This is a genomic window from Nitrospira sp. Nam74, from assembly GCF_965152615.1.
Genome location: NZ_OZ224220.1, coordinates 4002632 through 4014869 on the forward strand (window position 1 = coordinate 4002632; position 12238 = coordinate 4014869).

Consider the following 12238-nt stretch of genomic DNA (forward strand, 5'->3'; position numbering starts at 1 on the left):
TATTAAGTTGTATATAATGGGCCACCTTTGGAGGTCATCATGTCAGCTTCTCAGGGCGAACATGCCAGCTTACTACGCGAACTGGCGGCGCTGCTTACAGCAGTTTCGGGTGAGTCCGTCACGATGGTCAAGCGCACTCTTCCCGATCAGACCCTGAAGCTGACGTCACAGCAGGAATGGAAGATCTACCTCGAATTTTTGAAAGTCTTATTCAACCTGGCAGACCGTTTGACCGGCTTTTACCTTCCCTTGAAGGACCGGCCCGAATTTATGGATAGCCTGGAAGATGCGGTCACCCAGCAATTGAAAGCCGTCCTTTCTCCTGCACTCGGGCCCGATACCGACCAAATGGAAGTCACGCTGACGATTGGCCAGGCCGTCGCAGAGAGCCGACAAGTGTACGAGTGCCAGGCATTTGTCGTGACCGAAGAGAGTCCTGCCAAAGCGCAATATCTACAACTATTTGGTGAGCGAATCGCAGATGCCATGCAAGCGCCGGGCAATGGCTTAGTCATTTCGGCGGCGACCTTATGCGCAAATGCGGCGATTCCGGCGATGAAGGCGGCATTCGAAGGAGCGACGCACAAGGCACCGACGCTGAATGCGACATCCGAAGGCGGCGCGGAAGCGCCTCGCCAAACGCCGGCAAGCGGCACTATAGGCAACGAGATTAAACTCGTCAGCGTCATGTCGGTGCTGAAGAATGAGGAAGTGGAGACGAGATGGGGCCTCCATCCGCGATTCCGCCAAGACCTCACGCCAGACGAAACGCGAGAACTGTCCCGGTTGATGAACCGCGTGACCAGAATTATCGGAGAACGCTATGCCGCCGTCGCCTTTTCACCCAACTGGGCACCGTGGCAACAGGTAGGTCACGCGTAACGGGATGCTGAAACAGTCTCCCTATACGTTCTCGGTTCAAATAATCCTCAAAGCACGCCTAAGGCAATCGTAGCTCCGTGTAGGACGGACCATACCGAAGTCAATTTGTTAAGCAGACCGTACACCACTAGAGATGTTTAATTGCAAGGAGGAATCGTGAACGACAGCCACCCGGTGTCTCGTCCCGGCGGACTCATTCGGCTTTCGGAATTGGCTTACAATCTCTGGTGGAGTTGGACACCCGAGGCTCGGCAATTGTTTGAAACAATCGATCCCACGCTCTGGCGACTATCTCATCATAATCCCGTCAAACTGCTTCAGGATCTGAAGCCTGATCGGCTCTCCGTCTTAAATGAAGATCCCATTTTCGTCAGGCAGTATTCGGCTGTTGTCAAGGCCTTCGATGAGTATATGAGCCGAGAAGGCACCTGGTTCAGCAGACAGTATGCCAATTGGAACGACCTGACGATCGCCTACTTTTCTGCTGAATTTGGATTGCATAATTCAGTGCCGATCTATAGCGGCGGTCTGGGCATTTTAGCCGGCGACCATTGCAAGGAGGCCAGCGATCTGGGCATCCCGCTGGTCGGGTTGGGCTTTATGTACCCCCAAGGATATTTCCATCAACACATCACCTCGGATGGATGGCAGGAAGCGCACTATGAGCCGTTCAACCGACTGGAGTCACCCATCACCCAAGCGCTTGATCCTTCTGGGAAGCCCTGTTGTGTCGACGTTGAAATGGGCGATCGAACGGTCAAAGTGCTGGTATGGCAGGTTCGGGTCGGCCGCGTGTCACTCTATCTATTGGACACGGACGTCCCGGAAAATGAGCCGCGTGATCGGGAGCTTTCGGCGCGGTTGTACGGTGGCGATCAAGAAGTTCGGCTGTGTCAGGAAATCTTGCTCGGTATCGGGGGGGTGCGGGCGCTGCGCGCCCTGGGATTGTCTCCGAACGTGTGGCACGCGAACGAAGGCCATTCGGCGTTTCTGACGCTGGAACTGTATCGTGAATCAATTCGAGCCGGACATGCCCATGCCGACGCGATTGAACGCGTCCGTCGATGTTCGGTATTCACTACGCATACGCCCGTTCCTGCCGGGCACGATGTATTTCCATTCCATTTAATGCACCGGTACTTCGGACCCTATTGGGAGCAGGTTGGGTTAACCCAGGACGCGTTCCTACAATTCGGGCAGCATCCGGATTATCCCGACGCCGGATTCAATATGACAGCCTTGGCTCTCCGCATGTCCTCCCATGTGAACGGCGTCAGCCGAGAACATGGCCGTGTCTCCCGGCATATGTGGCGGAACTTGTGGCCCGACGTTCCTGAAAATCAGACTCCGATCCGAAGCATTACCAACGGCATTCACATCCCGACGTGGGTGTCCCCTGAGCTTAACCAACTCTTCAGTAAATACTTGGGACCGGAATGGGCGCATCACTCCGATAACTCCGCGGTCTGGCATCGGGTCACGGAGATCCCCGATGCAGAACTGTGGGCTGTCCGGACCATGCAGAAACGGAAGTTGATGGCCCTGATTCGCGAACGGGCACGGGCTGGATGGATGCAGCAGCGCCTTGATGCTACACAAGTCCTGGCAGGCGGGACGTTATTGGACCCCGAGGCTCTCACGATCGGCTTCGCCCGCCGGTTCGCGACCTACAAACGGGCACCCCTCATTTTTAGATCGCTGTCCCGTCTACAACCGCTGCTCCAAGATCGCTGGCGCCCGGTCCAAATTATTTTCTCAGGAAAGGCGCACCCAGCCGACGAGCCGGGGCGCCAGTTTATTCATGAGGTCTATCGCTTTTGCAAAGATCATGGCATGGGTGGACATATCGCCTTCCTGGAAGACTATGACATGCATGTCGCGAAGTACCTCGTGCAAGGCGTCGATGTATGGCTTAACACCCCGCGGCCGCCGATGGAGGCCAGCGGCACCAGCGGTCAGAAGGCTGCACTGAACGGCGTCCCTAATTTAAGCGTGCTAGATGGATGGTGGCAGGAAGGATATGATGGCGCGAATGGATGGCCCATTCCCACCTCATTGCACCTCACGGACTGGCAGGCGCAGGACGCCCACGATGCAGATCAACTCTACAATATCCTCGAGCAGGACGTTGTTCCGCTCTATTATATGCGGGACCGAGACGGCATCCCGCGTGGTTGGATCCAAATCGTCAAAGATGCAATTCGAACGATAGCCCCTCGGTTCTGCACCCGGCGAATGGTCAAAGAATATATGGAACTGCTCTATGCGCCAGCCGGCAACCGGTCTCCGGCCATGCGGTGAAGAACCGCCCGGCCCCGGTCAATCTATCCGGGACGATGATAGCCCGGACGCTGGGAAGACAGCCGCGACCGAATGAGAGCAAGTCGTTCAGAAAGATGAGCGGGATTTAAAGGCTGCCTCTCATGCGCCACAGTCCAGATCGGGTCACGGGGTGACGGGTCACCAGGCAGGCGAGGAATTAGATGCCAATGTATGTGGGGGACTTGGTTACCGAGCAGCTCATAGTTGATTTTAACGGGCTGAAACGCCCCCATCAGGGCTTCGGCCGTCGCGCTCACTTCTTCCATCAATCGGCTGCGCTCTTCTTCCGACAGCTCAAACAGTTCTGTCGCATGGCGTTTCAGGACCAAGACTGTCCAGCCGGGGAAGAATTGGTCTTCAAATAGATAGGCAATCGATGTACCGCAGTCGGCAATACGATGATCGAGGGGTGGCCACTGTCCCGAACAGGCTATGCAAGTCAGATTCATAACAGTCTGCTGCTGCAGTATCAGCATCGACTTCATCCTGTCAAGAAGCCATTCCGTTGAACCTCTACACGACGGATGTTAAGATGCCCCGCATCTGATCGGATCATTCAAACCCTTGATTCTCCTCCCCGTCATTCTGACTATTCTTCTGCTGGCTCCAAGTAGTCACGCTATGCCCGGCGTCGTCCAACCCAACCATGCCGACACACCGCGGGAAGCGCTCGCAGCTTTTAAGAAAGGTCACTTTGATCAGGTCATCCGTCAACTTGAGACTCTTCCACCTGACCAGGACCCGCCACGCGAATTGTTAAAGATCGGTGTCAAAAGCTATCTCAAGCTCGGGCGTCCTGAAACGGCTTTCAAAAGTTACCTGAAGCTCGTTCCGTCGGGACAACCGGATGATGCCCATCTTCTTCGTGAGATCGCGAGCGCCTTTGTGGCCAGTCATGTGCGGGGCCCCGAAGAACATGTACGGATCGCCGCCTATACCACCCTCAAGGACAGCGCAGATCCGCAGATGATGGCTATTCTCGAGGACGGGCTGTTCGATTCTTCAGCATTGGTTCGCACCTTGGCGGCGGAAGGGCTTGGACGTGCACTGGTCGCGTCAAAATCATCGAAGCCGTCAAGCGCCCTCACGGCCCTCAAACGTGCCTTGCAAGATCCCGCTCCGGCCGTCCGAATTGCCGCCATCAGTGCCTTAGGCGATACGGGCGATCAGAGTCTCGTCGATATCCTTCGCCGTATTGCACGGGCGGATGAAGGAGCCCTCCCCGTGTTTGCCGCCGCCGCGCTCGTAAAATTAGGTCACACGGAAGCTTTCGACGACATCCTCAGTACAGCCAGCCTGCCTGACCCCGATGCCCGTATGGCCGCGATCGGCATGCTGGGTCGATTGAAGATGCCTCGCGGATTTACGGTACTGAGCCAGTCTGTGTATGATCCTACCCCTTCGGTCCGCGCCTTTGCCGCCGGCGCATTGGGGGAATTCGGTACACCCGAAAGCGCCGCCCCCCTCACACATGCGATCGGAGATGAAGACCCGCGCGTGCGGAGTATCGCAGCCGCGAGTTTGGGGCGTTTGCAGTTACCCCATGTCAGGCCGTTGCTGTGGCAGGCCGCCAAGGATCCTGTCGACTTTGTCCGAACCGGAGCATTGGAAGGTCTCCTGAGGCTTGGCGATACCGAGGCCTCGTTGATCGCCAGAGAATTGAGCAAACATGCCGATCCGTCGATCCGTAGCGCAGTGGCCCAGGCAATTGGGCTCTCACGATATCAGCAAGGCACTCCTTTGCTGGACCTACTGAGACAAGATCTTCAGCCGCAACCGCGGCTCATGGCCGCCCGCGCGTTGGGCCGAATGGCGCGGCGAGAAGCAGTGCCCGTGCTGAAGCCGATGCTACAGGACTCCGATACGGCCGTCCGGGTGACGGCAGCCGGCAGCTTGCTTCAAGTGTTGCGGCAGACCAAATGAGACAGAACAAAGGAGCGCAATGCTGAAGTTTCTGGGATTCCTCATTGTCCTGACCGCCACCTTTGCGACGGGTTTTTATCTTGGGCGACATTCACTCCACGATTTGACCAAAACCGTAGCGGATACGGTCACCGATCTCTCTCGGAACGTCGTCGATACGACGGTGGGGCTCGAGCGTAGTTTGCGCGGCCGTCAAAGCCTCGTCGATGCGAAGGCCCAGGTGATACAAGCCAAATCAGATCTTCTGGACCACAATTTGGGGAGTGCGGCCAAGGCGTTAGATCAAGCGGTGAGCGATCTAGAGCGAACGAAACAGATCGAAAAGGTGGCAGAACGAACGACTCAGATCAATGGCCTCATTCTAAAACTCAGAGCCGTTCAGCAAGAACTTGCGTCAGGAAAATCAATCCCGGGAAGCAGGCTGGATGAGGTTCAAAAGGAAGTCGACAAACTCGCCGCGCACTAGCAAAAATTCATGAGTACTGGGGTTCCTCCCAAAGGCCGCTGCAAAAGTTCATCTAACGAACCCGCAGGCCAGAAGAACCGGAGGCGCACCCTCTCTGGGAGTACGGAAGGTTGTTGTGAGCCGAGAACGAAGTTGGCGGCCTTTTCAGCCAGTCTTCATGCATTCGCGGCACGCTTTTTCCACGCCGCCAATATCCGCTCAACGCGCATTTTTACAACCATATCGGGATCTTTCAACAAGGGCTTGATCGCTTCACGCCCCCGTTCATCGCCTATCTTTTCGAGCGCAGCAGCGGCTGTCAGACGCGTATACCAATCTTTGTCTTTCAGTTTCTCAATCAACGGGTCAAGCGCCGAAGGATCTTGAATACGGCCGAGCGCGATGACGGCTTGCTTACGAGTATTGTCATCCCTGTCGCTCAATGCCGCGACTAGTTTCTCCACTGCGGGTGGTCCCAACTCTACTAAGGCATCAGTCGCGTCTTCCCCGAATTCATCGCTCCGGAGTTGGTTGATCAAAGGATCCAGGACTCGCTCATCCTTGATTTTGCCTAGTGCGCGAATAGCCGCCTTTCGATGATCCCACGAACGGCACAACTTGATCAGCGGATCGACGGCCGGTGAACCAACCATACCCAACGCTTCGCTGGCCACCTCGCGGACCTGCCAGTCGCCATCCTGAAGCGCGCGAACCAGCGGCTCGACACACCGTTCATCCCCCATTTCCCCGAGCGTAATGGCGGCTTCTCTACGTACCGCCCAGTCCGGATCCTTAAGCAGGTCGATCTGGATTTCAACTTCATCCTTGATCCGCTCTTCTTCCAGCGCTGTTTCCTGAGTTGGCTCGCCGGCCGTCTGATCCAGAGCCGCCTCGTCGGAAGCAGTCAAGGCATCAGAGAGTTGGTCCGCCATCTCATCTTTGTGGTCTTCAGTTTGAAGTGAAGGCCCTTCTTCAATTTTTTGGCGATCGTTGCTCATGGTTCCTATACCCTCAACCTGGCTGCGTCGCTAGGCCGTAGCTGTTTCGGTCTTCTGAGCGCCGGCGTTCTTGCCCATGGCATGTCGTTTCCGGGTCGCAAGTCTTCGCTTCTTACGCTGGGCACGCTTCAAACGTTTATGGAGCGATCGCAGTTTAGGATTCCCTTTGGTGCTCTCCGCGGCAGTTCGCTGCTCCGCGACCTTTTTCTGTAATCGAGCCATATCCGTTTCCAACGGCGTTTTCTTAGCCATTCGCACGCTCCTTCATATCTGAACAATCGGTGAGTTGGTCAGTGTAGTAGAGGAACAACGACGGTGTCAACAGAGCTGTATGAGCAGAACAGACTGCAAGAATTGATTGGAAGGATCGCTGCACTAGACCAGCGCAAGCTCGGCCACCACATCACCCCGGCAATCGGCTGCCATAATGTCGCCGACTCTCCGGGCGCGCCGCTCCCGAATCACGTCGGCCGGCATCAAGCGAGGGCCGCGATCAAGCGGCTGAATCTGAGAGAGAACCTGTGGCAGGGACACCGATACAGGACCTAGCGCCGTTTCCTGCCATGGACCTCCCGGGCGTCCTCCTGTTGGTTCGCTTAAAACGGTACCGAGCACATGTTGGCCCACAACTTCTAGCTGGATCGCCGAGATGCCATCCCTCAACATGTCTAATCGTTTCGCAGCCGCATAAGAGACGTCAAGAATGCGACCATTGACATAAGGCCCTCGATCATTAATCCGGATCACGACGTGCCTTCCATTCACGACATTGGTGACGCGGACAATGGTTCCCAATGGCAATGTCCTATGTGCAGCGGTCAACATATGCATGTCATAGATTTCCCCGCTGGCGGTCACCCATCCATGGAAATCATCTCCATACCAAGAAGCGATTCCCCGCTCCTTCATGCCGATATCCAAATCGGCTTGCCCTTTGGTCAAGCCGGCGCACCCGCCCATCAGCACACTACCCGTGACGACGAGCGCCCACATGTATGGTTGTCTGAGACGCATATTCCCTCCAGACCGGCTGTCAGAAATAGACCAGGTGCACGCAATCTAATGAACCAAAGAAAGAAACGATACGATCAGCACGCGAAGACTTGCGGGGAGGATGAACAAGTGAGCCCACAGTATCAAATCCCTCACACGAACGTCAATCCGACTTTCGTCCTTAGACTTTGGAATGACACATGCCCCGCGACACGTAACAGACGGTTTTCATTCATCGTCATGATTTTTTTTCTTGCCCACGGAGGCGGAGGACGGCCATGGACCGCGCCTCGAGATCGAACCGGTCTCCGCCTTTGTGAAACAACGTCGGTTTCTGATCTTCTTGTATGGTCGTTTCCAATAACGTCTCCCATCGGACGCCACGCTTGTGCGCCGGCAAGGTAAACGGCAGCGCCTCGTGGTGAGCGTTAAGCAAGATGAGTATTGTATCTCCTATGATTCTGCGCCCCTTTTCATCCTTTTCTTCAATCGCGTCGCCGGCCAGACGCAAGCCGAGACATCGGACATAGCCCTTGTTCCAGTCTTCATCCGTCATTTCTTTTCCATCGGGACGAAACCAAGCGAGATCTTTTACTTCTGATCCCCAGATTCGGCGCCCCTGGAAGAAACGTCGGCGACGTAAGACCGGTTGCTCCCGCCGCAATGCGATGAGCTGCTGAACGAAGGTGAACAGATCACGTGTGGAGCGGTCAAACTTCCAGTCATACCAGCTGAGTTCATTGTCCTGACAATAGGCATTATTGTTTCCTTTCTGCGTGCGGCCGATTTCGTCGCCTCCGCAAATCATCGGCACGCCTTGAGAGAGCAGGAGTGTCGCCAGGAAGTTTCGCTTCTGCCGTTCTCGAAGCGCATCCACATCCGGATTATCAGTCGGCCCTTCTACGCCGCAGTTCCAACTGAAATTCTCGTCGGTTCCGTCGCGGTTGTCCTCACTATTGGCCTCATTGTGTTTCTCGTTGTAGGACACTAAATCGTTCAGGGTGAACCCATCATGAGCCGTCACAAAATTAATGCTGGCATGGGGACGACGCCCGCTCGTCTCGTACAAATCACTGCTGCCGGTCAACCGATACGCCAGCTCCCCGACCTGGTCACCATCCCCCTTCCAGTACCGTCGTATGGAGTCCCGATACCGTCCATTCCACTCGGCCCAGCCGACCGGGAAATTTCCGACCTGGTACCCTCCTTCACCGAGATCCCACGGTTCGGCGATCAGTTTGACCTGGGATAAGATCGGGTCTTGGTGGATGATGTCAAAAAATGCACTCAATCGGTCGACGTCGTGTAGTTCTCGGGCTAACGTCGAGGCCAGATCAAATCGGAATCCATCCACATGCATCTCCTGCACCCAATAACGGAGACTGTCCATGATCAGTTGCAGCGTGCGCGGATGCGTGACGTTTAATGTATTCCCGGTTCCGGTGTAGTCCATGTAATAGCGCTTGTTACCGGGAACGAGCCGATAGTAGGCGGCGTTATCGATGCCTCGAAACGAAATTGTCGGACCAAGATGATTCCCTTCGCCGGTGTGGTTATAGACCACATCCAAAATCACTTCCAGGCCCTCGCTGTGCAAAGTTTTCACCATCGTCTTGAATTCTTTGACATGCTCCCCACGTTTTGGAGATCTCGCATATCGAATATCGGGTGAAAAGAATCCGATTGAATTATATCCCCAGTAGTTCGTGAGTCCGCGATCATAGAGATGTTTGTCACGAACGAAATGGTGCACAGGAAGAAGTTCGACGGCGGTGACACCCAATGATTTCAGATAATCCAATACGGCCGGAGACGTGAGCCCGGCATAGGTTCCACGTTGGCTTTCCGGGACGTCCGGATGGCGTGCGGTAAAACCTTTGACGTGGACTTCATAAATTACCGTTTGATCCCACGGTGTGCGCAATAATCGATCCCCCCCCCATGTGAACGCCTGATCAATGACGACACACTTCGGGACGTTACCGGCGTTATCGCGATCATCTTTGGAGAGATCGGCGGCTTCATCGCCGATCCGATAACCAAACATCGCATCGGACCATTCAATCGTACCCGAAATTGCTTTCGCGTAAGGGTCAATCAGCAATTTGGCTGGATTGAAGCGATGACCGGCTTCGGGTGCATAAGGACCGTGCACACGATATCCATAGTGTTGACCGGGTCTGACTTCCGGCAAATACATGTGCCAGACTTGATCGGTGCGTTCTTCCATGCGAATTCGATGGGATTCATGATCCGAATCATGTGCATCGAAAAGGCACAGTTCAACTCGTGTCGCATTCTCAGAAAACAAGGCGAAGTTGACGCCTTCGCCGTCCCATGTGGCGCCCAATGGATATGATCGTCCTGTCCAGATTCTCATGAGATGACGGTTTCGCCGTGCTGGAGAAGCTCTTCTTTGACGAGTCGTTCCGCCTCCAGCCAATCTTCTACATCGTGACCTTCATTCCGCCCACGGCGTTCGAAGAGGTCATATGCTTTCCGCGCGATGCGCGCATGATATTCTACAAGACTGAGGCCGGGTTCGGACGCCGCCGTGGTTGATGGAGATTCCTGCTGCGTCTCGTACTTCAAAGCTGAGGAGTCTTTTGCACGCTTTCGCACATCGGTCGGCTCTTTGCCTTTGTCCTCTATCGTAGACCGCCGCTTTGCCATAGAATCTCCCTCAATAGATAGTTGGTAAAGCATGCCAGCCGATCACCGTCAAACGTATCGGCTAAATGCCCTATTTGATGTCGGATTAACACCAGCCTAGCCATCACGCCCGCCATCTGGCAGACTGACGACATGCCTAACGCCGATGGACAATTGAATCTGGGCGCGCAGCCTCATGCATCAGGCACTCGATTTACCGTGTGGGCACCCCATGCCTCGCGTATCGACCTCAAACTAGTGGATGAAAGTCGAACCCCACTTCCGATGATACGCCGTGCCGCAGGTTATTTCGAAACCGACGCCCCGAATGTTAGAACCGGGGACCGATACGTCTATCTTCTTGATGGCAACAAGGAGCGGCCCGATCCGGCTTCTCGTTCGCAGCCCGAAGGCGTGCACGGGCCGTCCGAAGTGGTCGATCCGCGGCAATTCCAGTGGACGGATCGGCACTGGCATGGACTGGCTCGCGAACAACTTATTATCTATGAACTTCACGTCGGAACGCTAACGACCAGAGGAACTTTCCAAGCGATTATCCCATATCTGGGGTATCTTCGAGACCTCGGCATCACGGCAATCGAACTCATGCCCGTCGCGCAGTTCCCGGGCACACGCAATTGGGGCTATGACGGCGTAGGACTCTTTGCCCCTCAAAACACCTATGGCGGACCCCAAGGCCTAAAAGAATTGGTGAACGCTTGCCATCAACACGGTATCGCCGTCATTCTCGACGTCGTGTACAACCATGTGGGACCCGAAGGCAATTATCTCGCTGACTTTGGCCCGTACTTCACCGATCGCTATCGAACACCCTGGGGATCAGCCATCAATTATGACGGCCCCGACAGTGATGACGTTCGACACTTTGTCGTCAGCAACGCCATATATTGGGTCACCGAGTATCACATTGACGCCTTACGATTGGACGCGATCCACGGCATTTACGACTTCAGCGCCGTTCACATCCTCAAAGAATTGGCTGATGCGGTCCATGCTGAAGCCGGACGATTAGGGCGAACCGCATTAGTGATTGCCGAAAGTGATCTGAACGACAGCCGGATTATCTCTCCGTCGGGAGAAGGCGGATATGGACTCGATGCACAGTGGAGCGACGATTTTCACCACGCTCTTCACGTGCTTCTTACCGGTGAACGGGCCGGCTATTACGAAGACTTCGGTCAGCTCGCCGACCTGACGACTGCACTGCAGGACGGATTCGTGTACGCCGGTCAGCATTCCAAGCATCGGCGCCGGCGCCATGGCAATACCATACGCCATCGTCCGCCACAACAACTCGTGATATGTGCGCAAAATCACGATCAAATTGGCAATCGTGCGTTAGGCGAGCGACTGAGTACGCTGGTCCCTGCGGAAGCGTTAAAAAGTGCGGCTACCGCTGTCCTGCTTGCGCCTCAAACTCCTATGCTGTTCATGGGAGAGGAATACGGCGAGACGGCGCCGTTTCAATATTTCGTCGATCACAGCGATGCGGATTTGAATGAAGCCGTGCGTCAAGGACGCAAGAAAGAATTTGCGGCCTTCGGATGGACAGAGGTGCCGGACCCACTTGATGCTGCGACGTTCACGCGCTCGTGCGTGCACCTTGACGGACCGCACAATGAACGACAGAACGCCTTGCTGGCGTGGCATCGCCGGCTCATGTACCTCCGAAAAACATTGCCACCCTATGCGACGTTTCCCGGCTATCACCACATCCACAGGCTTGAGGAACAGCGCGTTATCATGATCCATCGCTGGACCGAAGAAGGTGATGCCACGTTGGTCATCGTGGGATTGAATAAGAAACTGGTGCAGCTCTTATTGGACAAGCCGGAAGGCGTATGGATGCTGCAGGCAGCTAGTTGGGCATCAGAATACGGAGGGAGCGGAGAAACGACTGCGCTCCACACGCTCAGCATCCCCTCGAATGCTGAGCGGATTGACCTCCCGGCATACGGCGCGGCCGTGTATATACGCAGCAAGGACAAGCGTCAAGAGTGAG

Annotated in this window: 11 protein-coding genes; 5 read left to right on the top strand and 6 right to left on the bottom strand. The window is 55.3% G+C overall.

The annotated features are described in order from the left end of the window. The first annotated feature begins 39 nt into the window (after nt 1–39). Nucleotides 40–882, top strand: a complete 843-nt coding sequence (locus tag ACWHYZ_RS18950) for a hypothetical protein (RefSeq protein WP_447984224.1) — start codon at nt 40–42, stop codon at nt 880–882. A 156-nt stretch (nt 883–1038) separates the two neighbouring features. Next, nucleotides 1039–3183: an alpha-glucan family phosphorylase gene (gene glgP, locus ACWHYZ_RS18955; protein ID WP_447984225.1), complete on the top strand. Its 2145-nt coding sequence runs from the start codon at nt 1039–1041 to the stop codon at nt 3181–3183. Nucleotides 3184–3206: 23 nt separating this feature from the next. Here glgP and ACWHYZ_RS18960 read toward each other — a convergent pair whose 3' ends face one another. Then, nucleotides 3207–3680 carry an HIT family protein gene (locus ACWHYZ_RS18960; protein ID WP_447984226.1) on the bottom strand — a complete coding sequence of 158 codons (474 nt, stop codon included), beginning with the start codon at nt 3678–3680 and terminating at the stop codon, nt 3207–3209. Nucleotides 3681–3825: 145 nt separating this feature from the next. On the opposite strand from ACWHYZ_RS18960, the gene ACWHYZ_RS18965 reads away from it, so the two are divergent. Both ACWHYZ_RS18965 and ACWHYZ_RS18970 read left to right on the top strand, forming a co-directional pair. Next, nucleotides 3826–5127, top strand: a complete 1302-nt coding sequence (locus ACWHYZ_RS18965) for a HEAT repeat domain-containing protein (protein WP_447984227.1) — start codon at nt 3826–3828, stop codon at nt 5125–5127. Between the two features lie 19 nt (nt 5128–5146). Further along, nucleotides 5147–5593 (top strand): hypothetical protein, encoded by a 447-nt coding sequence (locus ACWHYZ_RS18970; protein WP_447984228.1) that lies wholly within the window; start codon nt 5147–5149, stop codon nt 5591–5593. A gap of 155 nt (nt 5594–5748) precedes the next feature. Here the strand turns inward: ACWHYZ_RS18970 and ACWHYZ_RS18975 are convergent, their stop codons facing one another. The 5 genes from ACWHYZ_RS18975 to ACWHYZ_RS18995 all read right to left on the bottom strand — a co-directional run bounded on the left by ACWHYZ_RS18975 (nt 5749) and on the right by ACWHYZ_RS18995 (nt 10236). Beyond that, nucleotides 5749–6570 carry a HEAT repeat domain-containing protein gene (locus tag ACWHYZ_RS18975; RefSeq protein ID WP_447984229.1) on the bottom strand — a complete coding sequence of 274 codons (822 nt, stop codon included), beginning with the start codon at nt 6568–6570 and terminating at the stop codon, nt 5749–5751. A 30-nt stretch (nt 6571–6600) separates the two neighbouring features. Further along, nucleotides 6601–6822: a hypothetical protein gene (locus ACWHYZ_RS18980; protein WP_447984230.1), complete on the bottom strand. Its 222-nt coding sequence runs from the start codon at nt 6820–6822 to the stop codon at nt 6601–6603. Nucleotides 6823–6945: 123 nt separating this feature from the next. Further along, nucleotides 6946–7584 carry a septal ring lytic transglycosylase RlpA family protein gene (locus ACWHYZ_RS18985; protein WP_447984231.1) on the bottom strand — a complete coding sequence of 213 codons (639 nt, stop codon included), beginning with the start codon at nt 7582–7584 and terminating at the stop codon, nt 6946–6948. A gap of 217 nt (nt 7585–7801) precedes the next feature. After that, nucleotides 7802–9943: a glycogen debranching protein GlgX gene (gene glgX, locus ACWHYZ_RS18990; protein ID WP_447984232.1), complete on the bottom strand. Its 2142-nt coding sequence runs from the start codon at nt 9941–9943 to the stop codon at nt 7802–7804. Continuing rightward, nucleotides 9940–10236: a DUF2934 domain-containing protein gene (locus ACWHYZ_RS18995; protein ID WP_447984233.1), complete on the bottom strand. Its 297-nt coding sequence runs from the start codon at nt 10234–10236 to the stop codon at nt 9940–9942. The genes glgX and ACWHYZ_RS18995 overlap by 4 nt, the downstream gene beginning before the upstream one ends. A gap of 132 nt (nt 10237–10368) precedes the next feature. Between ACWHYZ_RS18995 and treZ the strand changes: the two genes are divergently transcribed. Further along, complete coding sequence (gene treZ / locus ACWHYZ_RS19000; RefSeq protein WP_447984234.1) at nt 10369–12237, top strand: malto-oligosyltrehalose trehalohydrolase; 1869 nt, start codon at nt 10369–10371, stop codon at nt 12235–12237. Nucleotide 12238: the final 1 nt, after the last annotated feature.